This is a genomic window from Kitasatospora sp. NPDC048722, assembly GCF_040650235.1.
Taxonomy (GTDB): domain Bacteria; phylum Actinomycetota; class Actinomycetes; order Streptomycetales; family Streptomycetaceae; genus Kitasatospora.
Genome location: NZ_JBEZGX010000082.1, coordinates 1 through 23,837, shown reverse-complemented (window position 1 = coordinate 23,837; position 23,837 = coordinate 1). Strand labels below are relative to the sequence as shown.

Genomic DNA, 23,837 nt, shown 5'->3' with positions numbered 1-23,837 from the left:
CGGTCCGGCCCCCGGCCCCCCACGCCAGAGGGAGGACATCGTGCATGACCGCACCGAGCAGCTCTCCGACAGCAGGTACCTGCTGCTCACCACCTTCGGCGACGACGGCAGCCGCCTGGAGTCGCAGATCTGGGTGGTCGCCGACGGCCCGGCGCTCGGGGTCTGGGCCCCGGCCCACTCGGGCGCGGCCGAGCGGATCCGGCGCCACCCCAAGGTGCTGGTCGGCCCCTGCGACGCCCACGGGCGCCCGACCGGCCGCCGGATCCCGGCCCGCGCGCGGGTCTGCGACGCGGACGCCACCGCGCGCTACCGCACCTCGCTGATCAACAAGTACGGCCTGACGGCACTGCTCGCGCTGGCCCGCAGCCGCTTCCGGGTCGGACTCGCGGGAACGGTGGGCATCCGCATCACGATCGACGAGCCGGAGCAGCGGCTGGTCGGGCCGGAGTGGCAGCTGCCGACGACGTACTGCCCGAACTGAACCCGCGACGTACAGCCCGAACTGAACCGGCGCCGGACCCGACCCGCGCCGGACACGGCTTCGACTCCGCGGCGCCGACCCGGGTTCAGTCCCCGTCGTCCGGCGCCCGGGCCAGGTCCCCGGGCTCGCAGGCCTCCCTGCCGGTCGCCACGTGCACGACGCGGACCGCCCGCTCGGGACCGCCCGGCACGACCCGCTGCTCGTGCCCGCAGCGCGGACAGGTCAGCGGGATGCGCGGCCGGTTCGGATCCCGTTCGCCGCCCCGGGCGTGCCCGCGCGTGTCCGCACGGGGGCCCGGGCCGCCGCCGGGGCCGGTCACGTCAGCGGGTGGGTCGGGACCGGGCTGACGTCCTGGATCTCGCCGTGGGCCTTGGTGAGGAGCTGCGACGCGAGGTCGTTGAGCGCCCGGGCCCCGGCGATCTCCTCGCCGACCCGCAGCTGTTCCGGATCGGAGGGGTGGCGGCTGCTGTAGCCGTGGGCGCGCACCTCACTGCCGTCGCTCAGCCGGAGCAGGGCGGCGGCGGTCGTCCGCGGGCCCTCCTCGCGGAACTCCATCTCGATGTGCCAACCGACCAGAGTCTTCATGGCGGATCACCTCCATCGGTTACTCCTCCAGAGTGCGCCGCCCCCGGCGTCCGCACCAGGCCAGAGCGGGCCGCCCCGGGCCAGAGCACGCCCGAGGGAAGTTGAACACGTTCAAGTCGGCGGCGTAGAGTCATGGCGACGAACAGTTTGAACGCGTTCAAGGGGGTGCTCGGTTGTCCGGGACGGGGTTGTCGGGGATGGGGAAGGGCACGACCGAGCTGGTCGACCTGCTGATCCTGCTCGGCATGGGCGCGGTCGTCCCGCTCGGCCTCGGCCTGATCGGCGGGCCCGGGCTCGCCCGCGTCCGCCGGCTCTGGCCGCTCGCCGCCGTCCCCGGGGCCCTGTCGCTCTGGCTCCCGCGCGGCGGGTTCGCGGCCGGGTGCGCCGTGCTGTACCTGCTCGGCACGCTCGCCGTCGCCGCCCAGGCGCCGCTGCGGCTGGCCCGCACGCGTTCGCTCGCACCGCGCGAGATCGCCGTCCTGATGGCGCTCGCCACGCCCTCGGTGGCCGGCACGGCCCTGGTCGCCGAGCGCGCCGGGTACCCGCTGTTCGGCTTCGAGCCGCACGTCCTGGCGCTGACCGTCCCGCACTTCCACTTCGCCGGGTTCACCGCCGCCCTGGTCGCCGGGCTCGTCTGCCGGGCCGCCGCACCGGACTCCGTGGCGGCCCGCGCCGCCGCGCTCAGCGTCCCGGCGGGCACGCTGCTGGTGCTCGCCGGCTACTTCCTCGGTGCCTGGGTGCAGTTCGCCGGCGCCGTCGTGCTCACCACCGGCATGTGGCTCGTCGGCCTCCTCACCTGGCGCGAACTGCGCACCCGCACCGCCGATCCGGTCACCGCCCGGCTGCTCGCCGGGTCCTCGGCGGTGCTCGCGCTCACGATGCTGCTCGCCCTGTGGTGGGCCCTCGGCCAGGCGTCCGGGCTGCCCCACCCCACGCTCACCTGGATGGCCGCCACCCACGGCGTCGGCAACGCGCTGGGCTTCGCCCTGTGCTCGCTGCTCGCCTGGCGGCGGCTGCGGGCGGAGACACCCCCGCCGCTGCGCACCGACCTCCCGCTCACCACCCACCGATGAACCAGGGGCCACCCGTGGACGACCTCAGCTACCCCGAAGCCGGCGCCAGCTCGACCGGCCAGCTGCCGGACGGCTACAACCACGTGACGCACCACGTGCGGATCGGCCACGGCCGGGCCGCCCTGGAGGTGGCCGGCGCCGCGGTCCTCGGCTGGCGCATGCACCGCCTGGCCGGCGTGCGGATCGACGCGGACGCCGACGCCGCGCCCGGCCTCGCCGTGCGGTGCGCGATCGGCGTCGGCCCGCTGCGCGCGGGCGCCCCGAACCGGGTCCTGCGCACCGAGACCGGACCGGACCGCTACGGCCTCACCTACGGCACCCGCAGCGGCCACCTGGCCAGCGGCGAGGAGACGTTCCGGGTGGAGCTGAGGCCGGACGGGGCGGTCTGGTTCACGGTCACCGCGTTCAGCCGCCCGGTCGCCCTGTACGCCCGCCTGGCCGGGCCCGTCCTGCCGCTCGCCCAGCGGGCCTTCGCCCGGCGGTGCGGGCGGGTGCTCGCGCGCATCGCCGCCGACGCCGGGTGACGGCTGCCCGGCCGTGGCCCGGCGGCGGAAAAGCCGTGGCACGGCGGGCCGCCGATTCGCCATCATCCCGGGGTGATCCTGATGCAGCCCGTGCTGGAAACCGCCGCCCTCGACGACTTCGACCTGTGGCCGACCGGCACCTCCACGCCCTACGGGTTCATCGTCGTGGACGGCGGGACGGCGCCCGCCGACATCGGCACGGCGCTCGCGAGCATCGCCGACGGCACCGCGCCGTGGGAGGGCGACGCGCCCGAGCCGGACGAGGCGGACGACCCGGTCGCCGCGTTCCTGTTCGGGCTGCTCACCAGCCCGTACCCGTACGCCCCCGGCGGCTTCCGCGTCACCGACACCGCCACCGGAGCCGTCTTCGGCCCGGGCTGCTGCAACGGACTCGAAGAGTGGCGCGAGTGGCTGGAGGTGCTCGACGGCGAGGGCACCGGCGGCTTCGGCCACGACCCGACCCCGCTGGCCCGGCGCCTCGGCGACGTCGTCCGGCTGACGTCCGACACGGGCCTCAAGCGGGACAGCCCGGTCATCGAGGTGCCCGTCGACGAGCTCCGCGCCCTGGTCGCGCGCGCCGAGCAGGACCTGCGCGACTTCGTCGGGCTCGCCGGGCGCTGGGCCGGGCGGCACCTCCCGGAGCACGCCGCCGGCGTCGCCGCCGCGCTCGCACGGATACCCGACCCCGTGACCGAGGACCGAGGCCGGTGACGAGGGACGGAGGACCGGGGACGTGACCAGCTTCCGCACCCACCGGGCCCTCGTGCACGACGCCCGCCTCCCGGTCCGGCGGCGGCACGCGGCGCTGCGCACGTGCGTCACCTGCTTCGCGCCGTACGGCTTCCGGGCGACGTACCACCACCTCACGCTGAGCGCCCGGATCCCGCGACGGCTGGAGGCGGACCCGGACGCGCTCGTCCGCGCGGTCGAGGAACTGCACGAGGCGCGGACGCTGTGGCTCGCGCGGGCGGCGGAGTTCGCGGCGCAGCGCCGGGCGCAGAAGCGGGCCGGGTGCCGGGCCGTGCCGGCTCCGCGGCCGTGGTGGCTGCGGAGGTACGACAGCGTCGGGAACGACGCCTGGTACGACGACCCGTTCCGGCATCCGGCGCTGCGACTGCCCGACTACGTCCGCCGGCAGAACGCACTGCTGGACGGTGCCGATCTGCCCGGGTGTCCGGCCTGCGGGGATGAGGGAACGGCGGTGCCGGTCCCGACCTGGCACGGCACGGCCGAGGTGTGCCCGGCGTGCGCGCTGGTGCTTCGACCGTGCGGTGCGTGCGGGCAGCAGCACCGGGCCCTCGTTCCGTCCGCGCCGCGCGCCTGGCACGGGATCTGGCGGCGCTCGCACATGACCGACGAGGGCACGCCAAGCCCGCACTGGCCTCGGCGGGCCTGAAGCTCGGCGGGCCCGAATCACGACGGGCTCAGGCCCGGTGGGCCGGGACGGAGACGAGCACGGTACCGGTGCCCTGGACGCGCACCTCGAAGTGGTCGATCTGGCCCGGCTGGAGCGCCGTGCCGCCGCCGGTGTGCAGCGTGCCCCCGCCGTCCGGCTCGCCGTAGCCGTCCGCCGGGACGTTCCACGTGGTGACCGTCTGGTGCTCCCCATCGTGCGAGACCGCGACCAGGGTGCACGTCAACGGGCCCTGGACATTCGAAAGTTGGAGGCTCACCCGGCTGCCCCAGGTGGTGCCGTCCAGCCCGACGACGGCCCGGGCGCCGGTCTGCGGGTCGGTCGCGGAGAACTGCTGCGCGACGGCGACCACGGCGGGCGTGGCGCTTCCGCCGACCACCGCGGCCGTGACGACCGGGCCCGCGGCCACCATCGCGGCCGCGGCCAGCGCCAGCACCATCCGCCGCATCCGTCCCCTCCGCCGGCCGGCCGAGACCTCGGCGACCAGCCGGTCCAGGAGGTCGGGGTCGGGGCCCGGCGCCGGCCCGGCCGGATCGAGGCCGAGCGCCGCGGCCGAGGCCGAGTACTCGGCCAGCACCGGCTCGACCGGGCCGAGCTCCGCGACCTGCGTCGCGCACTGCGGGCACCCGGCCAGGTGCTCCTCGAACGCGGCGCGCTCGGCGGGCTCCAGCAGGCCGAGGACGTACGCGCCGGCGTCGACGTGGTCGGGGCCGCCGGGGGCGGGGTCGGGGCGGTCGGTCACGATGTCACTCCCCGTTCCTCCAGTGCGAGCCTGAGCGAGCGCAGTGCGTAGAACACCCGCGACCGGACGGTCCCGGCCGGGATGCCGAGTTCGGCGGCCGCCTCGTTGGCGGTGCGGCCCTTGAGGTAGGTCTCGACGATGATCTCCCGGTGGGCGGGCGAGAGGTCGCCGAGGGCGTCCGCGATGGTCATCATCCGCAGGGCCCGGTCGAGTTCGTCGTCGGCGGGCATCAGCTCCAGCGGCCCGGCGTCCACCTCGCGGGGCCGGGCGCGGGCGCTGCGGTGGTCGTCGATGACGATCCGCCGCGCGACCGTGACCAGCCAGGGGCGCAACGAGCGGGCCGCCGGGTCGAGCCGGTGGATGTTGCGCCAGGCCCGGACGAGCGTCTCCTGCACGACGTCCTCGGCGCGCTGGCGGTCGCCGGCGACCAGGTGGAGCACGAAGCCGTAGAGCGGACCGGCGTGCTCGCGGTACAGGGCGCGCATCAGCTCCTCGTCCGACGCCCCCGGCCCGCGTGCTGCGGCGTCACCGCGGGGGTGCTCCTCGGTCACCACTTCATCGTTGCGCACCCCTGCCTCCCGGGCGAGCCGCGTCGTCACGGGTCAGTAGCCACTGCTCGGCGCGGTGGGCTTCGGGGTCGCCGGGGCGCTCGGCATCGGGGTGGTGCCGGTCGTGACGCCCGCCTTGTCACCGGTCGGGGTCAGCGCGTGCCAGATGCCGCCGAAGCCCTGGCCCTTGGTGTCACCGGGCTTGGTGTCCGGTGCGTACCGGTAGACCGGCCAGCCGTTGACGGTGACCTGCTTCGTGCCGTCGTCGCGGGTGAACGAGCCGACGAGCTTGCTGTCGATGCCCTTGACCGTGACGTTTCCGGTGGCCTGCTCGGGCGGCCAGAGCGAGGAACAGCCGGTGTTGCAGGACGAGGCCGGCGGGCTGCTCCTGTCCTTGTCGAAGCGGTAGAGCGTGAAGCCGGAGCCGTCGGTGATGATCGTCCCGAGCTTGGGGTCCGTCGCGGTCCGCAGGGTCGTGCCGCCGGCCGGGGGCTGGCTCGGGGCCGGTGTGCTCGGCGCGGCGGGCGCGCTCGAAGTGCTCGAGGGGCTGGACTTGGCGCTCGAACCGTAGCCGGAGGACCCGCAGCCGGCCACGAGGGCGGTCACGGCGAGGCCGGAGGCGGCGAGCAGCGCGGCCCGCCGCGTGCGGAGGTTGCTGCGCATGGTGGGCTCCCGTGCTCGGGGGGCGTGGTGGACACCCTTCTGTACGGACGGTGGCGGCGCGTTGCTCACCGGGGCGCCACACCGGGGGTGCACGGTGGAATAGGCCGTGCCGGCGTGCCGTTGTCGCGGGCACAGGTCCGAACCGCCTCCTCCGGAAGGGAAGGAATCGCGAGATGAGCAACACGGTCGAGCTGACCAAGGAGAACTTCGACGACATCGTCCCCGGCCCCGAGGGCAAGGACTTCGTCTTCATCGACTTCTGGGCCGGGTGGTGCGGGCCGTGCCGCCAGTTCGCCCCGGTGTACGAGAAGGCCGCCGAGCGTCACCAGGACCTCGTGTTCGCCAAGGTGGACACCGAGGCCCAGCAGGAGCTGGCGTCCGCGTTCGGGATCCAGTCGATCCCGACGCTGGCGATCATCCGCGAGGGCGTGCTCGTCTTCTCGCAGGCCGGCGCGCTGCCGGAGGCGGTGTTCGAGGACCTGATCGGCCAGGCCAGGAAGCTGGACATGACCGAGGTGAAGCGCAAGGTCGCCGAGGAGCAGGCGGCGGAGGGCACGGCGTGACCTGCTGATCAACTCCCGGGCGGACCCGGGGATTCGTCCTCCCCGGCCCCGCTGCGCACTGCGAGCCCGGCCGCCGGCGGATCGACGGCGCGCCGCACCGGGTCGACATCGGCCGGCGGCTCGCACCCGGTCCCGCGCGGCTGGGCCCGGACGATCCGGTCCGGGCGGAACGCGCGGCCGCCGTAGCGGCCGCGGTCGGCGCGCACGGCACCAGGTCGGCCAGGCGGGCGGCGCAGCGGCGGACGGTGCGCTCGTCGGCGTCCGGGCGGGCGGCGAGTTCGGCGGCGGTCGGGCCCGGATGGTCCCTGAGCTCCAGCAGGGCGAGCACGCGACTGACCGGGTGGTCGATCGATGCCCCGTTCCGTCCGGACGGGTTCTGTCCGGATTCGATCCTAGAGTCGTCGGCGACGGGGGCCGACCCCCGGGTTCCCGCCGACGCGAAGGAGCGATCCACCATGAGCACGTTCGTACTGGTCCCCGGTTTCTGGCTCGGCGCCTGGGCGTGGGACGAGGTCGCGGCGCCGCTGCGCGCGGCCGGGCACGCGGTGTACGCGGTGAGCCTGCCCGGGCTCGCCGAACGCGCCGGGGAGAAGGGCGACTTCGGGCTGGAGGACCACATCGCCGACCTGGCCGACCTGCTGGTCCGCGAGGACCTGCACGACGTGGTGCTGGTCGCGCACAGCGGCGCCTGCGCCCCGGTCGACGGGGTCGCCGACCGGATGCCGGAACGCGTGCGCCGGGTGGTCTACCTGGACAGCGGGCCGATGGTCGACGGCAGTTCGGTGTACGACCTGTGGCAGCCCGACTTCCGTGCCTGGGCGGACGCCTCGGTGGTCGACGGCCGGCTGCCGATGCCGTCCTGGGCCGCCATCGCCGAGGGCGGCGCTAGCACGGAGGGCCTGGACGAGACGATGCTCGCCCGGATCGGCTCGCGGGCCACCCCCCAGCCCGTCGGCACCTACCGGGACCGGCTCCGGCTCACCGGCGCCGGGGCCGTGCTGCCGAAGGCGCTGGTGGCCTGCTCGTTCCCGCTCGCCCAGGTACGCGCGATGATCGAGTCGGGACACCCGTGGTTCGCGGGGCTGGACGGGCCGAACTGGGAGCTGCGCGAACTGCTCACCGGGCACTGGCCGATGTTCTCCCGGCCGGACGACACGGCCGCCGTGCTGGCCGAACTCGCTGCGCTCTGAGCGATGCGCGGAGCGGTGCGCCGACCCGCCCCCGGCGCCGCGCGCCCGCCCGCCCGTCCGCTCGGTCACCCGCCGTCCGCGTGTTCGCCTGCGCGGACGGCGGGCGTCGGCGCAGGATGGGCACGGCGCCGGGCACGCGGTCCGGCGCCGGTCCGGCAGGGAGACCGGACCCGAACGGAGAGCGAGCACCGCCCATGAGCGAACAGCCCGCCGGCACCACCACCGAGCCGGCGCCCGGCTGCTCGACGTCTGCGGACGCACGCCCGTCACGCCGGCCCTGGGGGCCGGGGTGACCATCGACACGACGGAGGACCGCGCATGACCACCACGCCCGAGGAGTTCGACGTCATCGTCCTGGGCGCCGGGCCGACCGGCGAGAACGTCGCCGACCGCACGGTCGCGGCCGGCCTGCGCACGGTGATCGTCGAGGCCGAACTGGTCGGCGGCGAGTGCTCGTACTGGGCCTGCATGCCGAGCAAGGCGCTGCTGCGCCCGGCGGCGGCGCTCACCGACGCCCGCGCGGTGGCCGGCGCGCGCGAGGCCGTCGGCGACGGGCTGCTCGACGCGGCCGCGGTGCTGGCCCGGCGGGACTCCTTCGCCTCGCACTGGCGGGACGACGGCCAGGTGAAGTGGCTGCGCGACACCGGCATCGAACTGGTGCGCGGCCACGGCCGGCTGGCCGGCGTGCGGACCGTGACGGTCGAGGCGGAGGACGGCGGCGAGCGGGTGCTGACCGCCCGGCACGCCGTCGCCGTGTGCACCGGCAGCCGCCCGGTGCTGCCGGCCGGGGTGCCGGGGCTGGCGGAGGCCCGGCCGTGGACCAACCGGGAGGCCACCGGGGCCCCCGCCGTCCCCGCGCGGCTCGCGGTGGTGGGCGGCGGCGTGGTCGGCGTGGAGATGGCGACGGCGTGGCGGGCGCTCGGTGCGGAGGTCGTCCTGCTGGTGCGCGGCGGCGGGTTGCTGCCGCGGATGGAACCGTTCGCGGGCGAGCTCGTCCGCGACGGCCTGCGCGAGGCCGGGGTGGACGTCCGGTTCGGCGTGGAGGTCACCGCGCTGGAGCGGGCGGACGGCTCCGGACCGGTCGTGCTGACGCTCTCGGACGGCGGGCGGCTGAGCGTCGACGAGGTGCTGTACGCGACCGGGCGGGCCCCGCGCACCGCGGACGTCGGCCTGGAGCAGGTCGGGCTGAAGCCGGGCGACTGGCTGGAGGTGGACGACAGTTGCACGGTGCTCGGCGTGCCCGGAGAGTGGCTCTACGCCGCCGGGGACGTCAACCACCGGGCCCTGCTCACCCACCAGGGCAAGTACCAGGCGCGGATCACCGGCGCAGCCATCGCGGCCCGAGCCCAGGGGCGTGTGCTGGACACCTCGCGCTGGGGCGCGCACGCTGCGTCGGCCGACAGTGCGGGCGCGCCGCAGGTCGTCTTCACGCAACCGGAAGTCGCCGCCGTCGGCCTGACCCTGGCGGCGGCCGAGCGGGCCGGGCTGCGGGTCAAGGCCGTCGACCACGACCTGGGCGCCGTCGCCGGGGCCTCGCTGTACGGCGACGACTACCGCGGCCGGGCCCGGGTGGTCTTCGACCTGGAGCACCAGGTGCTGGTCGGCGCCTGCCTGGTCGGCCCCGCGGTCGCCGAACTGCTGCACTCGGCGACCGTCGCGGTGGTCGGCGAGGTGCCGATCGACCGGCTCTGGCACGCCGTGCCCGCGTACCCGACGATCAGCGAGGTGTGGCTGCGGCTCCTGGAGGGCTGCCGGGGCTGAGGCTCGCGCCCGGTCCCGTCCTCCCGTCCCCCGAGGTCACCGGCTCGGCGCTGCTCGGCGCTGCTCGGCGCGGCGAGATGTGACCTCGGGTGAACGGCGGGAGACTGGCAGTCGGGGGGACGTCCCGGGGGGCGGTTTCTCGTGACCAGGTGGTGTGTTGGCATGACCGAGGTGCTGTTGGCCGTCGGAACCGAGAAGGGCCTCTTTCTCGGCCGCAGCCGCGACCGGCTGAGCTGGGAGTTCAGCGGGCCGCACTTCCCGATGAACGCGATCTACTCCGTCTCCGTGGACCGCCGTGAAGGCCGCACCCGGCTGCTGGTGGGCGCCGACAGCAGCCACTGGGGCCCGTCGGTGTGGCGCTCCGACGACCTCGGCACCAGCTGGAACGAGCCCGCCGAGCCCGCGATCCGCTTCCCCGAGGGCACCGGCGCCTCCCTCACCCGGGTCTGGCAGCTCCAACCCGCCGGACCCGAGGCGCCCGGTGTCGTGTACGCGGGCACCGAACCGGCCGCGCTGTTCCGCTCCGAGGACGGCGGCGAGACCTTCGCCCTCGTCCGGGCCCTGTGGGACCACCCTCAGCGCTCCCAGTGGGGCGCCGGCTACGGCGGCCAGGGCCTGCACACCATCCTCACCGACCCGCGCGACCCGCAGCGGCTCCTGGTCGCCGTCTCCAGCGGCGGCGTCTACCGCACCAAGGACGGCGGCGACAGCTGGGAGCCGTCCAACTCCGGTCTGCGCGCCGAGTTCTTCCCCGAGGAGAGCCAGTACCCGGAGTTCGGCCAGTGCGTCCACAAGATCGCCCCGGACCCGGTCCACCCCGACCGCCTCTACCTGCAGAACCACGGCGGCGTGTACCGAAGCGACGACTGGGGCGCGAGCTGGCGGACGATCGTCGACGGGCTGCCCGCCGAGTTCGGCTTCGCGATCGCCGCGCACCCGCGCCGCGGCGACACCGCCTACCTGTTCCCGCTCGGCGGCTCCGGCGACCGCATCCCGCCCGGCCGCCGCTGCCGGGTCTTCCGCACCGAGGACGCCGGCGACAGCTGGCAGCCGCTCGCCAACGGCCTGCCCGGCGAGGACCACTACGGCATCGTGCTCCGCGACGCCCTGCGCACCGACGACGCCGACCCGGCCGGCATCTACTTCGGCAACCGCACCGGTGACGTGTACGCCAGCCGCGACGAGGGCGACAGCTGGACGCTGCTGAAGTCCCACCTGCCCGACGTGCTGTGCGTTCGCGCGGCCGTGATCGCCTGACCGCGGGGCCGCCGTCAGCCCGGGAACACCGGTAGGAGGCCGGTACGAGGCCGGGCCGGTACGAGGCCGGGCCGGTACGAGGCCTGAATTCGGAACAATCCGTTGCCCCGGGCGTCCGGGCTGGTCACTATGGCCGGAACACGAACGATCTCGACGATGGGGCAGGCGTGGCGGAGACGGACTGGGTGATCGCGCGGACCTCCGACGGGGTGCCGGTGGTGCGGTACCGGCGGGGCGAGCGGGAGGGCCTGCCGTGGGCCGACCTGCTCGAAGTCCTCGACGGATCCGGCGGGGTGGACCCGGTGGAGTTCGTCCGCGGCACCATGCCGGGGTGGGCGGTCTCCGGACCCACCGCGTTCGGGCGGGAGTTGCTGGCGCGCGGCGCCACGCCGCTGCGGCACGCCCACTCACTGCGGCGCGACCTGGTGGCCGACCCGCCGCCCGCCGACTGGGCGGACGCACCGCTGCGGGAGGGGCTGCAGGCGGTGCCCTGCGACCGCGCACCCGAGGAGCTGTTCGACGCCTGGCGGGCCGCGTTCGCCCCCGGACACGTGGACCGGTTCGCGGGCGACGACCGCCGGGCGCTGGCCGAACGGCTCGCACCGCTGCTCGCCGGCGCGGCCATCGGGCCCGTGCTGCCCGCCAGTCTGCTCGCCGTGGACGCGGACGACCGGGTGGTGGGCGGCGTCGTGCTCACCGACCGGGCCGGTGTGCCGTGGGTCGGCGAGGTCTTCCGCGACCCCGGGCGCGGCTACCCCGGGCTCGGCACCGACCTGCTGCGCCGGGCCGTCGCGGACTGCGCCCGCCGCGGGCTCGCCGAGGTGCAACTGACCGTGACCGAGGGCAACCCGGCCCGCCGGGTGTACGAACGGCTCGGCTTCGCCCTGGTGCACACGGCCCTGACCGTGATCGTGCCGGGCGACGCCCCGGCGGCCGGCTGACCGTCGCCGGCCGCCGCCGTGCCCCCGGCGACCCGTCACCGGGCCAGCTCCAGCACCACGATCCCGGCCACCACGGTGACGGCGGCCGCCAGCCGCAGCCGCCCCAGGCGCTCGCGGAACACCGCCGTGGCGATCAGCGCGGCGATCACGATGCTCGTCTCCCGCAGCGCCGCGATCGTCGCGAGGTCCCCCCGGGACTGCGCCCACACCACCAGCCCGTAGGCCGTCAGCGAGAGCACGCCGCCCGCGATGCCGAGCGGCACCACCCGGCCGGCCCCGACCAGCAGCGAGCGGCCGCGCCGCAGCCACCCGACCAGCACGAGCGCGGGGCCCTGGAGCAGGAACAGCCAGGCCACGTAGCCGCCGACGGTACCGGCGTGCCGGACCCCGCTGCCGTCCAGCACCGTGTAGAGCGCGATCATCACCCCGGTACCGGCCGCGGCCCCCAGCGCGGGCAGCTGCGCCCGCCCCGGCACGCCCTTGGCGAAGGCCAGCCCGATCAGGCCGCAGGAGATCACCGCGACCCCCGACAGCTCGCCCGCGCCCGGGTGCCGGCCCAGCACCGCCACGGATATCAGCGCCACCAGCAGCGGCGCCGACCCGCGCGCGATCGGGTACATCTGCCCGAAGTCCCCCAGCCGGTAGGCCCGCAGGAGCAGCACCGTGGACACCGTCTGGACCACCGTCGAGGCCAGCAGGTAGGGCCAACTGGCGGTGGCCGGAAGCGGGTTGAGCAGCACCAGGACGACGGCGCAGGCGGTGTACGTCAGGTTGATCAGCGCGAAGCCGGCCAGCTTGTCCGGGATCCGGTGCGCGAGCCCGTTCCAGACCGCGTGCAGCAGCGCCGCGGCGAGCACGACGACGGGCACGGCCGACGCGAATTCCGGCATGGCGGAACTCCCTCCGACGAAGCATCAGATTTGGAACGGAATTCCACGGTACACTGGATCCATGGAAGAGCGTTCCGAATTTTCTCCGCTGGAGTCCCGGCTGGCCGCGCTGATCCGCACCCGGCTCGGCGACCTGCGCGGCACCGAGGCGCGCGTCGCCCGGGTCGTCCTCGACCGCGGCGCCGACCTCGTGCACCTCAGCGTGAGCGACGTCGCGGAGCTGGCCGGCACCGCGCCGTCCTCCGTGGTGCGGGCGTGCCAGCGGCTGGGCTTCCGCGGCTTCCAGGAACTGAAGATCGCCGCCGCCCGGCAGGCCCCCCGCCCGGCCCCCGCCCCGGCCGACCGGCGGGATCCGGCCGCCCGCGCGCTCGCCGACGCCCTGGGCGCGGCCCGGGAGGCACTCGACGGCGTGACCGCCACGGTCACCCCGGCCGACCTGCGGGCCGCCGCCGAACTGCTGGACGGCGCCGACCGGGTGCTCCTGGCCGGCTCCGGGATCTCCGGCGCCGTCGCGCTCGACCTCGCCTACCGGCTGCGCGCGCTCGGCCTGGCCGTCGACGCCCCGGCCGATTCGCTCACCGCCCAGATCGCCGCGGCCCAGCTCGCGCCCACCGGCGTCTGCCTGGTCGTCAGCCACGGCGGCGCCACCCCGGTCGTCGTCGAGGCGGCCCGCCGCGCCCGCGAGGCCGGCGCCGCCGTGCTGGCCCTGACCAGCTATGCCCGCTCCCCGCTCACCGAGACCGCCACCCACACCCTCCTCGCGGGCGGGCAGGACCTGGTGTTCGGGCTGGAGATGACCGCCAGCCGGCTCGCCCACCTGGCCGTCGTCGACGCCCTCACCGCGACCCTGCTCGCGCTGCGCGGCCCGCGCGCCGAGCGGGCGTTGGAGCTGTCGGCGGACGTCATGGGGCGCCAGCTGTACTGAGGGCCCGTCCACGCACACCGGGGTCTGGAAATCCGGCCGCCGCCCGGGCACGGTGAGCGGGTGGCCGGCCCCGGCCCCTTGCCCCGGTTCCGAGAGGACGGCAGAGCGCGTGGACGTGAACGCCAAGGCGCAGTTCGGCGACTACCAGAACGAGATCTACTTCGACGGCCTCTTCGGCGTCCTCCCCGCCCTGCCCCTGACCCACGCCGACCTGGAGGAGCGCGGACAGGCCGCGCTGCCGCCCTCGGTGCGCTCCTACGTCGCGGGCGGCGCCGGCGACGAGACCACGCAGCGGGCGAACGCCGCCGCGTTCGAGCGCTACGGGCTCGTGCCCCGCATGATGGTCGGCGCCGCCCGGCGGGACCTCACGGTGGACCTGTTCGGCCTCACGCTGCCGTCGCCGCTGCTGCTCGCCCCGGTCGGGGTGATCGGCCTGTGCGCCCAGGACGGCCACGGCGACCTCGCCACCGCCCGCGCGGCGGCCCGCACCGGTGTGCCGATGATCGCCTCCACGCTTTCCGTCGACCCGATGGAGGACGTCGCCGCCGGGTTCGGCGACACCCCGGGCCTCTTCCAGCTCTACACCCCGACCGACCGCGCACTCGCCGAGAGCCTCGTGCACCGGGCCGAAGCCGCCGGGTTCAAGGCGATCGTCGTCACCCTGGACACCTGGATCACCGGCTGGCGCCCCCGGGACCTCGCGACGGGCAACTTCCCCCAGCTGCGCGGCCACTGCCTCGCCAACTACACCTCCGACCCGGTCTTCCGCGCCCGGCTGGCGAATCCGCCCGAGGCCGATCCGCGGGCCGCCGTCCTGGAGTGGACGCAGATCTTCGGCAACCCGCTGACCTGGGACGACCTGCCCTGGCTGCGCTCGATCACCGATCTGCCGATCGTGCTCAAGGGCATCTGCCACCCCGAGGACGTCCGCCGCGCGAAGGACGGCGGCGTGGACGCGCTCTACTGCTCCAACCACGGCGGCCGACAGGCCAACGGCGGACTGCCGGCGCTCGCCGCGCTGCCCGGCGTCGTCGAGGCCGCCGACGGGCTGCCGGTGCTGTTCGACTCCGGCGTCCGGACCGGCGCCGACGTGGTCAAGGCGCTCGCGCTGGGCGCCACCGCGGTCGCCGTCGGCCGCCCGTACGCCTACGGGCTCGCGCTGGGCGGCACGGACGGCATCGTGCACGTGCTGCGCTCGATCCTCGCCGAGGCCGACCTGATCATGGCGGTGGACGGCTACCCGACGATCGCCGACCTGCGGGCGGAGGGGGCGCTGCGACGGCTCTGAGTCTCGACCACCACGTCCTGCGCGGGCACGAGCGGGCCGCTCGCGGCGCCGGACTGTCCGGCACGTCCGGGCCGTCCGGGCCGTCCGGGCCGTCGCAAGCGGAATCCACCCTGTCGGGCGGGCGGCTCCCTCCCCCGATCACGGAAAGGTCACTGTCGGAGGCGGTGTGTAGGCTCGCTGGCATGGCGAGGGTGACGCGGGACGATGTGGCGAGGGCGGCGGGAACGTCCACGGCCGTCGTGAGTTATGTGATCAACAACGGACCGCGTCCGGTGGCACCGGCCACGCGCGCGAAGGTGCTCGCGGCCGTCGAGGAGCTGGGGTACCGGCCCAACCGGGTCGCGCAGGCCATGGCGCGCCAGCGCACCGACCTGATCGGGATGGTCGTCCCGGACGCCCGCCAACCCTTCTTCGCGGGCCTCGCCCACCAGGTCGAGCAGGCCGCCGCCGAGCGCGGCCGGCTGCTGCTGATCGGCAACTCGGACTACGCGGACGAGCGCGAGGCGCACTACATCCGCGCCTTCCTCGGCATGCAGGTGGACGGCCTGGTCCTGGTCACCCAGGACCCGGCCGGCCCCGGTGTCAGCGGCTTCGACGCGACCGACGGGACGCCCGTCGTGCTCCTGCACCACCGCGCCGAGACGGCCGGCGGCGTGGCCGTGGTCGCGGACGACGAGGGCGGCGCCGCCGAGGTGGTCCGCCACCTGCTCGGCCACGGGCACGCCGGGGTGCACTGCTTCGGCGGCACCTTCTCGCTCAGCCCGGCCGACCCCGTCTCCGCCCGCACCGCCGGGTGGGCCGCCGCACTGGCCGACGCGGGGATCCCCGCCGAGGGGCGGCTCGTCCCCGCGCCCTTCGACCGGGTGCGCGCCCACGCCGAGGCGCTCCGGCTGCTGGCCCGGCCGGACCGTCCGTCCGCCGTGTTCTGCGCGACGGACGACCAGGCGATAGGCCTGCTGCGGGCCGCCGACGACCTCGGGATACGGGTTCCGGAGCAGCTCGCGGTGGCCGGGTTCGACGACATCGCGGAGGCGGTGATCGCCGGCCCGGCGCTCACCACCGTCGGGACCGCGCAGGAGGAGATGGCCCGGGCCGCGGTGGACCTGGTGCTCGGCGGCGCCGAGGGGCGGGTCACCGGTGCGCGGACGTTCCCGGCCCGGCTGGTGCTGCGCCGCTCCTGCGGCTGCCCGAACCCGTCCGGTCCGGCCTGAGCCCGCCCGGCGGTCGATGGGCGAGCGCCGGACGGGGCACACGTGCGGTCGCCCGTGCGCGTCGCGCGTGCGAGCCGCGTGTGCGAGCCGCGCATGCGGATCACGCGTGCGGGGAACTCCCGCGGAGCGGTGGTCAGTTCAGCTGGAAGGTGGCCTCGACCGGGTAGTGGTCGCTCGGCGCGTTGGTGTCGACCTGGCCCGGGGTCCAGCCGGCCTGCGGGTCGAAGTCGACCCGCACGGTGGACATCGCGGAGGGCACCGGACGGCCGGGGGCGTTGAGGTAGCCGATGTAGTCGAGGTCGTCCCGGTAGTCCTTCGGGAAGGTCTCGACGCCGGACATGTACTGGCACCAGGCCGACACCGGGCAGTCCATGGTGTTCAGCGGCTGGTTCGGGTCGGTGGCCGGGGTGCCGAGGACGCCGTCCACCGCGTACTGGGCGTTGGCGTGGTCGCCGCGGGCCTGGCCGTGGAAGTACTCGACGTTGAGGTCGCCGCCGATCAGGACCGGCGCGCTGGTGCCGGCGATCCCGTTGACCCAGCTGCGGATCTCGCCGAGCTGGCCGAGCCGGGTGGCCTGGGTGGTGTCGGTGGAGGTGTCCGACTCGTCGGCCTGGAGGTGGGTGCCGACGACCCACGCGGTGGTGCCGTTCTTGTTCACCCGGACCAGCGCGGCGCCCTTGTTGGCGTGGTAGTCCCAGGTGCCGTAGGTCGAGTTGCCGAAGACGTGGGCGTACTGGGCGGTGATCGGGTACTTGGAGAGGATCATCGTGCCGCCGTTGATGACGAACCACGAGCTGGAGCAGTTGCCGCTGATGCCGCTCCAGCCGCCGCCGGAGCAGGTCTGGCCGACCACCGGGGTGCGGTAGGGGTAGAGGTCGGCGAGCTTGGCGTTGATGTCGGCGGTCGAGCTGTTGTTGAACTGCTCGTCCAGGATCACGACGTCCGCGTTGTGCTGACGGACGATCTGCTCGATCACCGGGGTCCGGCGGGCGGCCTGCTCGTTCTGGGTGCTGTCGACGACGGCGGTGCCGAGGTCGACGTTGAAGGCGAAGACGGACAGCGTGGCCGGGGCCGCCTGGGTGCCGGCGACGGCCGTCGGGGCGGTGCCGCCGAGCAGCAGTGCGGCGGCGGCCGCCGAGGTGAGGGCGGTGGCCGTGCGACGCGAGAGCATGGGCGTTCTCCTGGGGGATTCGTCTACCCTGCGGCCCCCGCGGCCGATGGGGTCACGGCCGCTCGGGGATGGCAGCGGAACGCTAGCTACTGCCCGGTACATCGGGAAGAACGCGAGATGTCTGTACAGGCCTGACCAGATGTACGACGAGATGTCTGTACACCCTTGGGGCTCCTGCCACGTCCGCCGCCGTGCTCCCCCCTGGTTGACGACCCGTCGACGGCCGTACGGCCCGTCAGCCGTCGACGAGTTCCTCCGCCAGCAGGTCCATCAGGAGGTTGTCGTGCCAGGTGCCGTCCGGCCCGCGCTCGTAGCGGCGCATGGTGCCGACGGGCCGGAAGCCGACCTTCTCGTAACAGCGGATCGCAGCGGCGTTGTCGGCGGCCGGGTCGATGATCAGCCGGTGGTAGTGGTGGTCGCGCACGAGGTGCCGGGCGAGGGTGCGGACCGCGTCGGTGCCGAGGCCGAGGCCGTGGACACCCGGGTCGAGGTAGAGGTCCATGCCGGCGTGGCGGTAGTCGTCGTCGTTGTTCGCGTACCACTGGATGGCACCGACCACCTTGCCGCCCAGCTCCACGGCGAGGGTCTCGGTGTCGGGCGATTCGAGGTCGGTGGCGACCTCGTCCACGAGGTCCTCGCCGCCGCGCCAGCGGGCGTAGACCTCGGGCGTGCCGCGGATCGCCGCCAGCGCCGGGATGTCGTCCCCGGTGGCGGGCCTGAGCGTGACGAGGGTGCCGTGCAGGATCGTCCCCATATGCGGCATGTTGACACGGAAACGGGCGTCGGGCGAGTGATTTGAAAGGCGTTGCCCGCACCCCCTGCGACCAGGGATGATGCTCCGCCGTGACACACCTCATCTTCCTCCTGCTGGTCATCGCCGTCTCCACGGCGATCAGCAAGGCCCTGAAGTCCCGCAGCCCGCAGCCCGCGGCCGTGGCCCCGGCGCGGATCGACTACGACGCGGCGGCCTACGGACTCGTCCCGCGCGACCGGCTCGACCCCCGGCGCTCGGGCCCGCCGCGCGCCCCGCACCACCGCAAGGAGTCCCAGGCGATAGCCGACGCCGCCTGGAGCGGCAACTGGAAGCCGGCCGCCGCGTACGTCGGGGCCGCCGGGCAGGACTGGGACGAGCGCTGGTCCCGGCTGTCGCTGCTCGACTCCGTCGCCGGCGAGGACGACGGCTGGCTGAAGGCCTGGCGCGCGGCCGACCCGGGCAACTGCGACGCGGCGACGCTGGAGGCCAACCGGATGGTCCACGCGGCGTGGGCGATCCGCGGCACCAAGTACGCGCACGAGGTGCCCGAGGAGGACATGAACGCCTTCCGCGCGATGCTGCCCGCCGCCATCGAGGCGGCCAAGCGGGCCGCGCTGCTCGACCCGGCCAACCCGGCGCCCTGGGTGGTCATGGTGACCACGGCGCGCGGTGCGCAGTACGAGCCCGAGCAGTTCGAGGAACTGTGGCACGGCCTGACCGAGCGGGCTCCGCACCACTACGAGGCCCACTGGCAGGGCATGCAGTACTGGTGCGCCAAGTGGTTCGGCTCGGACGAGCAGATGATGGCCTTCGCCGAGCGCGCGATGGACGCCGCTCCGGCCGGCAGCCCGCTGCCCGGCATCTACCTGCACGCGCTGAGCGAGCTGGAGAAGCGCAAGACGCACGCGCCGGTGCTGGCGAGCGACGACGGCAAGGCCCGGCTGCGGCGGGTCGCGGAGGCCCTGGCGCAGGTGCGGCCGGACGACGAGCGGATGCCGGTGCTGCGGCACCGGCTCGCGCACTACGCGATCGGGGCGGAGCTGTACGACGTCGCGCTGGAGCAGTTCCGGGCGATCGGCCCGTGGTGCGGCAGCACGCCGTGGACCGACGCCGATGACCCGGTGGCGGCCTTCGACCTCGCCCGCGGCACGGCCGTCCAGCGCTCCGGCGCCCAGCCGCTGGCGCCTGAGCTCCGACCGAAGGCGGCGCAGAAGCAGGTCCTGTAGCGCGTGACGCACCGTCGTCGCCCCGCGCCCGGTTCGAACGCCGAACCGGGCCCGGACCGGCGGTTGCGAGGGCTCGGAGGTGATCGTCCTGGCAGCTGCGACGGTCCGCCGAATGGATCGTCAGACCCGGCCCGACCTGCGGTTTTTCGATCGGTAGGGTGGGACCTGGACACGGCCGGAACCTCCCCCGCCCCGCCCAGGGGGCACGATCGGAAGGCACCCTCATGAGCCTCAGCATCCGCAACCAGCTGCCCGGCACCGTCAGCTCCGTCACGACCGGTGAGGTGATGGCCACCGTCAAGGTGCGCCTCGCCTCCGGCCAGGAGCTCACCGCCGCGGTCACCGTGGACGCCGTCAAGGACCTCGGGCTGGGTGCGGGCAGCTCCGTCCGGGCCCTCGTGAAGTCCACCGAGGTCGCCCTGGCCACCGGCCCGGTCGCCGGGCTGAGCATCCGCAACCAGATCCCCGGCACGGTCACCGAGGTCGCCACCGGCGGCGCGATGGCCGGGGTCAAGGTCGACGTCGCGGGCGGTGCGCTGACCGCCGCGATCACCGCCGATGCCGCCGCCGACCTGGGCCTCGCGGCCGGCTCGTCGGTCGTGGCCCTGATCAAGTCGACCGAGATCTCGCTCGCGACCGCCTGAGCGGCAGCCTGAACCATCTCGGCAGCCGTCCCGGTCGCACGAGCCGTCCGGTCCTTCAGGACGCGGACCCGCCCAGCGGACCGAGCCAGACCTCGGCGACCCCGCTGACGTAGCGGGATCCGCAGTGGTCGTCCGGGACGACCAGCTGCGGGCCCGCGGCGTCCAGCGGGGCGCCGTCCATGCTGGTGGCCAGCAGGATCTCCTGGCCGCCGAAGTCGGGGTCGATCTCGGCCCAGGAGACGACCGCCCGGTGCCCGTCCGCGCCACCGACCGACAGCAGGAGGCGCAGCCGCTGCTTGCGGCCGCTGAAGTCGATCCGCGGCCGGGCCGCGGACAGCACGTCCCACAGGGCCGGGCCCTCGTAGCCTTGGCGCTGCTCGCCCTCCGCCTGGCAGTCGAAGCTCACCTCGACGCGGTGCACGGGGAGGGTGCGCAGCTCGTCGACGGTCAGCTCGGCGGGCCGGTCCAGGTGCCCGTGCAGTCCCGGCTCACCGGGCGGCGCACCCTGCGGGTCGGGGTCGGCCCGGCCGCGCCGCCCGACCCCGCGGCCCTGCGGGCGGCCCTGGTGCAGGCTCGCTACGTGCTGGAGGGCTCGGCCGGCCCGGTCGCCAACGCGGTCGAGCTCGACTCGCTGGCCGGGCTGCTGCGCGGCATCCCGGTGGAGGTGACGGCCGCCTTCCACACCCGGCTGCTGGCGCCGTTGGCCGCCCACGACCGGGAGAACGGCGTCTCCCTGCTGGGCACGCTCGCGGTGTTCCTGGACCACGACGGCTCATGGGCGCGGACGGCGGAACAGCTCCACATCCACGTGAACACCGTCCACTACCGGATCCGCCGGATCGAGGAGCTGACCGGGCGCAACCTGGCCCGCCTCCACGACCGGCTCGACCTGCGGGCGGCGCTGCTGTGCGCCCCGGAGCCGGTCGCGGTCCCGACACAGGGGTCGGGACCGCGGTCGGGGTCCGGGGCGGAGGTGCGGGTGGAGGCGGGGACCGCCGTGGGCGCAGGTGCCGGCTTCGGCGCGGCCCGCGGCTCCGGTCCGGCTGCTACGGGACGTCGTCGGGCCGCAACCGGGCGCTGACCTCGCCCAGTCCCTCCGCGAGGACGGCGAGCTGCTCGCGGGTGAGCACGTCGATCAGCAGCTCGCGGACCAGGGCGACGTGTCCGGGTGCGGCCTGGCGGACCGCCTCGCGCCCCCGGTCGGTGAGTTCGGCCATCACGCCGCGCACGTCGCTCGGGCAGGAGCGGCGGCCGACCAGGCCCATCCGCTCCAACTGCGTGACCTGGTAGGTCAGGCCGCTCTTGGAGGTGACCAGCTTCTCGGCCAGCTCGGTCATCCGCAGCGAGCCGGCCGGGGCGGCGGAGAGGTGCACCAGGATCTCGTACTGGGTGTGCGAGAGGCCGGAGTCCTCCTTGAGCTGGCGCTCCAGGCGGCGGTTCAGCAGGTTGCTCGCGACGACGAAACCCCGCCAGGCGGCCATCTCGTGCTCGTCGAGCCAGCGTGGCTCACGGGGTGCGGACATGGGCTCAGCCTACTCCTGTTGTTCAAATTCGAACGAAGGTGTACCGTCGGTCAATAGAGGTTCAAATTTGAACTACGAAGGATCGAGCCGGATCGAGGAAGTCGCCATGAGCACCGCGGCCCCCGGGCGCATGCCCGCCCTGTACCTCTCGCACGGCGCGCCGCCGCTCGCCGACGACCCGATCTGGCCCGGCCAGCTCGCCGCCTGGTCAGCCGGCCTCCCGCGCCCCGAGGCGATCCTGATGGTCTCCGCGCACTGGGAGGAGGCCCCGCTCGCACTCGGCGCCGTCGACACCGTGCCGCTGGTCTACGACTTCTGGGGCTTCCCCGAGCACTACTACCGGGTCCGGTACGCCGCCCCCGGCGCACCAGAGCTCGCCGAGCGCGTGCGCAAGCTGCTGCGCGCCCCCGGCACGCCCGTCCAGGACATCCCGGACCGCGGACTCGACCACGGCGCCTACGTCCCGCTCGTCGAGATGTACCCCGCGGCGGACGTCCCCGTCCTCCAGATCTCCCTGCCCACGCTCGACCCGCAGCGGCTGATGGAGATCGGCCGCCGGCTCGCCCCGCTGCGGGACGAGGGCGTGCTGATCGTCGGCAGCGGCTTCTTCACGCACAACCTGCGGGCGCTCAGCAGCGACGGGCGGATCAGCTCGGTCATGGCCGAGTTCGACGACTGGGGATGGCGCGCGCTCGCCGCGCACGACCTCGACGCGCTGCTCGACTTCGAGCACAAGGCCCCGGCCGGGAAGCTGGCGCACCCGCGCACCGAGCACTTCGCGCCGCTGTTCGTCACGCTCGGCGCCGGCGAGGCCGACCTCGACAGCCAGCGCAGCGTGATCGACGGTTTCTGGATGGGGCTCGCGAAGCGCTCGATCCAGCTCGGGTAGCCGCCGGGGGTTCACAGCGCGCAGCAGGTGAAGCGCTCGCCGATGTGCTCGGGCTGCTCGATCTCGTCGACCAGGGCGACCGCGTAGTCCGGCACCGAGATCCGGCTGCGGCCGGCCGCGTCGGTGAGCAGCTGCTCCAGGCCCGTCCGGTAGCGGCCGGTCCGCTCCCCCGGGCCGATCTCGGCGGCCGGGCTGAGCACCGTCCAGCGGACGTCGGAGACCGTCCGGTAGTACTCCAGGGCCTCGCCGTGCGCGTGCATGATCTGCAGGACCGGCTCCGGCAGGCCCTGGGCGTCCCAGACCCGCACGCCCGGCGCGGTCTCCAGGCTGCCCGCCCCGCCGACCGCGATCAGCCGCGGCGCGGCGCCGCCGAGCGCGCGCAGGCCCTCGACCAGCGACCGGGCGGCGGGCTCGATCAGCGCGGCGTGCCCCGGCCCGTCGCCCCCGCCCACGGCGCTCACCAGGACGTCCCGCCCGGCCGCGACCCGGGCCACGTCCGCCGGGTCCAGCACGTCGCCGCGCTCGACGGCCGCCGCGTCGCCCCGGTACCGACCCGGATCGCGCACCACCGCCGCGACCTCGTGCCCGCGCGCCTGCGCCTCCGCGACGACGGCGCTTCCGATGGTGCCGTTTGCGCCGATCACGGCGATTGTGGCCATGGGGTACCTGCCTGTCCGTTCGATAGCGGTGTGCGGTGTCCTGACTTTCCGTCAGGCACCGGCGATTATCGGCCACCCGATCGCCCTGGAGCGTCGCGACAGCCCGGCCGGAGGCCGGAATTCCGCCGCGGACCGGGACCCCGCCGGACGGTCGGTAACGACTTCGGATGGCTCCAGGCCAATGCGTCGGCCACTGTCGAAATTCACCGACCGGTCGGCCGGCCGGCTCCCTCCACCGGTCCGGACGCGACGCCGCACGGCAACTCCCCGCCGCCTTGCCGGCTTTCGGCCGACCCCGCCGGGAGGCCCGGTCCAAGACCACGGGACGGCGCACGATCGAAGTGACGGAAGCGACGCGACAACGCTCGCACTAACCATGCGACTTGTGCGACCAGAGACTCGACATGCGGAAGAAGTGGGCACTCCGCGCGGCCACCCTCACCATCGGCGCCGGCGCCGCGCCCGGCCTGGCGGTCGGCACGGCCAACGCCGCTTCCCTGATCCAGTGGGACTCCACCGGTCAGCCGGTGGTGTGCGTCCAGCAGGCCATGAACTACCTCGACAACGTCGGCCTGTCGGTCGACGGCCGGTTCGGCCAGAACACCTGCAACGCGGTGTACGCGTACCAGGGGTCGAAGGGCATCCAGCAGGACGGCCAGGTCGGTCCGCAGACCGGCGGCGACATCAAGGCCGACATCTACGCCGTCTACCTCGCCGCGCACCACTCCGGCGACTGGTCCACCCAGAGCACCATGAGCTCGTGGACGAACTCCTGCAACAGCCGGATCCCGGGCTGACCGTCACCGCTTCCCCGGCGATGAACAGCTGACCGGGGGTGGTTCCGCACCGTGCGCACGGTGCGGAAGATCGGCAGAGGGGCGGGTAGGGAAAGGTTGTGCTCCACCATGAGTATAT

28 protein-coding genes are annotated in these 23,837 nt (G+C 74.7%); 18 read left to right on the top strand and 10 right to left on the bottom strand.

Annotated features, from left to right (window positions below; all coding sequences use genetic code 11):
• Nucleotides 1-40 precede the first annotated feature (40 nt).
• A complete protein-coding gene (locus AB0C76_RS37390; protein ID WP_359974311.1) occupies nucleotides 41-481 on the top strand; it encodes a PPOX class F420-dependent oxidoreductase in 441 nt (146 codons plus the stop codon).
• Nucleotides 482-796: 315 nt separating this feature from the next.
• Here the strand turns inward: AB0C76_RS37390 and AB0C76_RS37385 are convergent, their stop codons facing one another.
• Nucleotides 797-1,066 (bottom strand): DUF1876 domain-containing protein, encoded by a 270-nt coding sequence (locus tag AB0C76_RS37385; protein WP_359974309.1) that lies wholly within the window; start codon nucleotides 1,064-1,066, stop codon nucleotides 797-799.
• A 197-nt stretch (nucleotides 1,067-1,263) separates the two neighbouring features.
• On the opposite strand from AB0C76_RS37385, the gene AB0C76_RS37380 reads away from it, so the two are divergent.
• From AB0C76_RS37380 to AB0C76_RS37365, 4 genes are all read left to right on the top strand, one after another.
• Nucleotides 1,264-2,139, top strand: coding sequence for a YndJ family protein (locus AB0C76_RS37380; protein WP_359974307.1), 876 nt, complete (start codon nucleotides 1,264-1,266; stop codon nucleotides 2,137-2,139).
• 14 nt (nucleotides 2,140-2,153) lie between these two features.
• Nucleotides 2,154-2,663 carry a DUF1990 domain-containing protein gene (locus AB0C76_RS37375; protein ID WP_359974305.1) on the top strand — a complete coding sequence of 170 codons (510 nt, stop codon included), beginning with the start codon at nucleotides 2,154-2,156 and terminating at the stop codon, nucleotides 2,661-2,663.
• Between the two features lie 81 nt (nucleotides 2,664-2,744).
• A complete protein-coding gene (locus AB0C76_RS37370; protein ID WP_359974334.1) occupies nucleotides 2,745-3,374 on the top strand; it encodes a hypothetical protein in 630 nt (209 codons plus the stop codon).
• A gap of 22 nt (nucleotides 3,375-3,396) precedes the next feature.
• Complete coding sequence (locus AB0C76_RS37365; protein WP_359974303.1) at nucleotides 3,397-4,059, top strand: hypothetical protein; 663 nt, start codon at nucleotides 3,397-3,399, stop codon at nucleotides 4,057-4,059.
• A 28-nt stretch (nucleotides 4,060-4,087) separates the two neighbouring features.
• On the opposite strand, the gene AB0C76_RS37360 is transcribed toward AB0C76_RS37365, so the two are convergent.
• Genes AB0C76_RS37360 through AB0C76_RS37350 form a run of 3 tightly spaced genes read right to left on the bottom strand, consistent with a single transcriptional unit; the run spans nucleotide 4,088 to nucleotide 6,030 of the window.
• Nucleotides 4,088-4,819: a zf-HC2 domain-containing protein gene (locus AB0C76_RS37360; RefSeq protein ID WP_359974301.1), complete on the bottom strand. Its 732-nt coding sequence runs from the start codon at nucleotides 4,817-4,819 to the stop codon at nucleotides 4,088-4,090.
• Nucleotides 4,816-5,373: a sigma-70 family RNA polymerase sigma factor gene (locus tag AB0C76_RS37355; protein ID WP_359974332.1), complete on the bottom strand. Its 558-nt coding sequence runs from the start codon at nucleotides 5,371-5,373 to the stop codon at nucleotides 4,816-4,818. Before AB0C76_RS37355 ends, AB0C76_RS37360 begins: the two co-directional genes overlap by 4 nt.
• A gap of 48 nt (nucleotides 5,374-5,421) precedes the next feature.
• On the bottom strand, nucleotides 5,422-6,030 hold the full coding sequence (locus AB0C76_RS37350; protein ID WP_359974299.1) for a hypothetical protein: 609 nt from the start codon (nucleotides 6,028-6,030) through the stop codon (nucleotides 5,422-5,424).
• Between the two features lie 173 nt (nucleotides 6,031-6,203).
• On the opposite strand from AB0C76_RS37350, the gene AB0C76_RS37345 reads away from it, so the two are divergent.
• The 5 genes from AB0C76_RS37345 (at nucleotide 6,204) to AB0C76_RS37325 (ending at nucleotide 11,742) form a co-directional block, all read left to right on the top strand.
• Nucleotides 6,204-6,593 (top strand): thioredoxin domain-containing protein, encoded by a 390-nt coding sequence (locus AB0C76_RS37345; protein ID WP_359974297.1) that lies wholly within the window; start codon nucleotides 6,204-6,206, stop codon nucleotides 6,591-6,593.
• Between the two features lie 455 nt (nucleotides 6,594-7,048).
• Nucleotides 7,049-7,783 (top strand): alpha/beta fold hydrolase, encoded by a 735-nt coding sequence (locus tag AB0C76_RS37340; protein WP_359974295.1) that lies wholly within the window; start codon nucleotides 7,049-7,051, stop codon nucleotides 7,781-7,783.
• A 318-nt stretch (nucleotides 7,784-8,101) separates the two neighbouring features.
• Nucleotides 8,102-9,544, top strand: a complete 1,443-nt coding sequence (locus AB0C76_RS37335) for an NAD(P)/FAD-dependent oxidoreductase (RefSeq protein ID WP_359974293.1) — start codon at nucleotides 8,102-8,104, stop codon at nucleotides 9,542-9,544.
• Nucleotides 9,545-9,706: 162 nt separating this feature from the next.
• Complete coding sequence (locus AB0C76_RS37330) at nucleotides 9,707-10,801, top strand: exo-alpha-sialidase (RefSeq protein ID WP_359974291.1); 1,095 nt, start codon at nucleotides 9,707-9,709, stop codon at nucleotides 10,799-10,801.
• Between the two features lie 167 nt (nucleotides 10,802-10,968).
• The gene (locus AB0C76_RS37325) at nucleotides 10,969-11,742 is read left to right on the top strand and encodes a GNAT family N-acetyltransferase (RefSeq protein WP_359974290.1); all 774 of its coding nucleotides are present in this window, start codon (nucleotides 10,969-10,971) and stop codon (nucleotides 11,740-11,742) included.
• Between the two features lie 35 nt (nucleotides 11,743-11,777).
• Here the strand turns inward: AB0C76_RS37325 and AB0C76_RS37320 are convergent, their stop codons facing one another.
• A complete protein-coding gene (locus AB0C76_RS37320; RefSeq protein WP_359974288.1) occupies nucleotides 11,778-12,632 on the bottom strand; it encodes a DMT family transporter in 855 nt (284 codons plus the stop codon).
• Between the two features lie 61 nt (nucleotides 12,633-12,693).
• Between AB0C76_RS37320 and AB0C76_RS37315 the strand changes: the two genes are divergently transcribed.
• The 3 genes from AB0C76_RS37315 (at nucleotide 12,694) to AB0C76_RS37305 (ending at nucleotide 16,056) form a co-directional block, all read left to right on the top strand.
• Nucleotides 12,694-13,557, top strand: coding sequence for a MurR/RpiR family transcriptional regulator (locus tag AB0C76_RS37315; RefSeq protein WP_359974286.1), 864 nt, complete (start codon nucleotides 12,694-12,696; stop codon nucleotides 13,555-13,557).
• A gap of 109 nt (nucleotides 13,558-13,666) precedes the next feature.
• The gene (locus tag AB0C76_RS37310; protein WP_359974284.1) at nucleotides 13,667-14,845 is read left to right on the top strand and encodes an alpha-hydroxy-acid oxidizing protein; all 1,179 of its coding nucleotides are present in this window, start codon (nucleotides 13,667-13,669) and stop codon (nucleotides 14,843-14,845) included.
• A 182-nt stretch (nucleotides 14,846-15,027) separates the two neighbouring features.
• Nucleotides 15,028-16,056 (top strand): LacI family DNA-binding transcriptional regulator, encoded by a 1,029-nt coding sequence (locus tag AB0C76_RS37305; RefSeq protein WP_359974282.1) that lies wholly within the window; start codon nucleotides 15,028-15,030, stop codon nucleotides 16,054-16,056.
• A 133-nt stretch (nucleotides 16,057-16,189) separates the two neighbouring features.
• On the opposite strand, the gene AB0C76_RS37300 is transcribed toward AB0C76_RS37305, so the two are convergent.
• Entirely contained in the window at nucleotides 16,190-17,227 is a 1,038-nt protein-coding gene (locus AB0C76_RS37300) for a sphingomyelin phosphodiesterase (RefSeq protein WP_359974280.1), read from the bottom strand.
• A 235-nt stretch (nucleotides 17,228-17,462) separates the two neighbouring features.
• A complete protein-coding gene (locus AB0C76_RS37295) occupies nucleotides 17,463-17,981 on the bottom strand; it encodes a GNAT family protein (RefSeq protein WP_359974278.1) in 519 nt (172 codons plus the stop codon).
• 89 nt (nucleotides 17,982-18,070) lie between these two features.
• Between AB0C76_RS37295 and AB0C76_RS37290 the strand changes: the two genes are divergently transcribed.
• Both AB0C76_RS37290 and AB0C76_RS37285 read left to right on the top strand, forming a co-directional pair.
• Complete coding sequence (locus AB0C76_RS37290) at nucleotides 18,071-19,207, top strand: hypothetical protein (protein ID WP_359974276.1); 1,137 nt, start codon at nucleotides 18,071-18,073, stop codon at nucleotides 19,205-19,207.
• Between the two features lie 224 nt (nucleotides 19,208-19,431).
• Complete coding sequence (locus AB0C76_RS37285) at nucleotides 19,432-19,851, top strand: TOBE domain-containing protein (RefSeq protein WP_329925281.1); 420 nt, start codon at nucleotides 19,432-19,434, stop codon at nucleotides 19,849-19,851.
• A 55-nt stretch (nucleotides 19,852-19,906) separates the two neighbouring features.
• Here the strand turns inward: AB0C76_RS37285 and AB0C76_RS37280 are convergent, their stop codons facing one another.
• Nucleotides 19,907-20,272, bottom strand: coding sequence for a hypothetical protein (locus AB0C76_RS37280; protein ID WP_359974274.1), 366 nt, complete (start codon nucleotides 20,270-20,272; stop codon nucleotides 19,907-19,909).
• On the opposite strand from AB0C76_RS37280, the gene AB0C76_RS37275 reads away from it, so the two are divergent.
• On the top strand, nucleotides 20,267-20,932 hold the full coding sequence (locus AB0C76_RS37275) for a helix-turn-helix domain-containing protein (RefSeq protein WP_359974272.1): 666 nt from the start codon (nucleotides 20,267-20,269) through the stop codon (nucleotides 20,930-20,932). The two genes, AB0C76_RS37280 and AB0C76_RS37275, sit on opposite strands and share 6 nt — an antisense overlap.
• Here the strand turns inward: AB0C76_RS37275 and AB0C76_RS37270 are convergent.
• Nucleotides 20,898-21,374 carry a MarR family transcriptional regulator gene (locus AB0C76_RS37270; protein ID WP_359974270.1) on the bottom strand — a complete coding sequence of 159 codons (477 nt, stop codon included), beginning with the start codon at nucleotides 21,372-21,374 and terminating at the stop codon, nucleotides 20,898-20,900. The genes AB0C76_RS37275 and AB0C76_RS37270 overlap by 35 nt on opposite strands.
• A 106-nt stretch (nucleotides 21,375-21,480) precedes the next feature.
• Here AB0C76_RS37270 and AB0C76_RS37265 point away from each other — a divergent pair, with 106 nt between their 5' ends.
• A complete protein-coding gene (locus AB0C76_RS37265) occupies nucleotides 21,481-22,263 on the top strand; it encodes a class III extradiol ring-cleavage dioxygenase (protein WP_359974268.1) in 783 nt (260 codons plus the stop codon).
• 11 nt (nucleotides 22,264-22,274) lie between these two features.
• Here the strand turns inward: AB0C76_RS37265 and AB0C76_RS37260 are convergent, their stop codons facing one another.
• Nucleotides 22,275-22,922: an NAD(P)H-binding protein gene (locus AB0C76_RS37260; protein ID WP_359974266.1), complete on the bottom strand. Its 648-nt coding sequence runs from the start codon at nucleotides 22,920-22,922 to the stop codon at nucleotides 22,275-22,277.
• Nucleotides 22,923-23,326: 404 nt separating this feature from the next.
• Here AB0C76_RS37260 and AB0C76_RS37255 point away from each other — a divergent pair, with 404 nt between their 5' ends.
• The gene (locus tag AB0C76_RS37255) at nucleotides 23,327-23,719 is read left to right on the top strand and encodes a peptidoglycan-binding domain-containing protein (RefSeq protein WP_359974264.1); all 393 of its coding nucleotides are present in this window, start codon (nucleotides 23,327-23,329) and stop codon (nucleotides 23,717-23,719) included.
• Nucleotides 23,720-23,837 lie beyond the last annotated feature (118 nt).

What these genes read in the sequence shown, in the direction of transcription:
- AB0C76_RS37385 (WP_359974309.1), bottom strand. Translation starts at nt 1,066, where the DNA reads ATGAAGACTCTGGTCGGTTGGCACATCGAGATGGAGTTCCGCGAGGAG.
- AB0C76_RS37380 (WP_359974307.1), top strand. Translation starts at nt 1,264, where the DNA reads ATGGGGAAGGGCACGACCGAGCTGGTCGACCTGCTGATCCTGCTCGGC.
- AB0C76_RS37370 (WP_359974334.1), top strand. Translation starts at nt 2,745, where the DNA reads ATGCAGCCCGTGCTGGAAACCGCCGCCCTCGACGACTTCGACCTGTGG.
- AB0C76_RS37350 (WP_359974299.1), bottom strand. Translation starts at nt 6,030, where the DNA reads ATGCGCAGCAACCTCCGCACGCGGCGGGCCGCGCTGCTCGCCGCCTCC.
- AB0C76_RS37345 (WP_359974297.1), top strand. Translation starts at nt 6,204, where the DNA reads ATGAGCAACACGGTCGAGCTGACCAAGGAGAACTTCGACGACATCGTC.
- AB0C76_RS37340 (WP_359974295.1), top strand. Translation starts at nt 7,049, where the DNA reads ATGAGCACGTTCGTACTGGTCCCCGGTTTCTGGCTCGGCGCCTGGGCG.
- AB0C76_RS37335 (WP_359974293.1), top strand. Translation starts at nt 8,102, where the DNA reads ATGACCACCACGCCCGAGGAGTTCGACGTCATCGTCCTGGGCGCCGGG.
- AB0C76_RS37330 (WP_359974291.1), top strand. Translation starts at nt 9,707, where the DNA reads ATGACCGAGGTGCTGTTGGCCGTCGGAACCGAGAAGGGCCTCTTTCTC.
- AB0C76_RS37320 (WP_359974288.1), bottom strand. Translation starts at nt 12,632, where the DNA reads ATGCCGGAATTCGCGTCGGCCGTGCCCGTCGTCGTGCTCGCCGCGGCG.
- AB0C76_RS37315 (WP_359974286.1), top strand. Translation starts at nt 12,694, where the DNA reads ATGGAAGAGCGTTCCGAATTTTCTCCGCTGGAGTCCCGGCTGGCCGCG.
- AB0C76_RS37305 (WP_359974282.1), top strand. Translation starts at nt 15,028, where the DNA reads ATGGCGAGGGTGACGCGGGACGATGTGGCGAGGGCGGCGGGAACGTCC.
- AB0C76_RS37300 (WP_359974280.1), bottom strand. Translation starts at nt 17,227, where the DNA reads ATGCTCTCGCGTCGCACGGCCACCGCCCTCACCTCGGCGGCCGCCGCC.
- AB0C76_RS37295 (WP_359974278.1), bottom strand. Translation starts at nt 17,981, where the DNA reads ATGGGGACGATCCTGCACGGCACCCTCGTCACGCTCAGGCCCGCCACC.
- AB0C76_RS37285 (WP_329925281.1), top strand. Translation starts at nt 19,432, where the DNA reads ATGAGCCTCAGCATCCGCAACCAGCTGCCCGGCACCGTCAGCTCCGTC.
- AB0C76_RS37270 (WP_359974270.1), bottom strand. Translation starts at nt 21,374, where the DNA reads ATGTCCGCACCCCGTGAGCCACGCTGGCTCGACGAGCACGAGATGGCC.
- AB0C76_RS37265 (WP_359974268.1), top strand. Translation starts at nt 21,481, where the DNA reads ATGAGCACCGCGGCCCCCGGGCGCATGCCCGCCCTGTACCTCTCGCAC.
- AB0C76_RS37260 (WP_359974266.1), bottom strand. Translation starts at nt 22,922, where the DNA reads ATGGCCACAATCGCCGTGATCGGCGCAAACGGCACCATCGGAAGCGCC.
- AB0C76_RS37255 (WP_359974264.1), top strand. Translation starts at nt 23,327, where the DNA reads ATGCGGAAGAAGTGGGCACTCCGCGCGGCCACCCTCACCATCGGCGCC.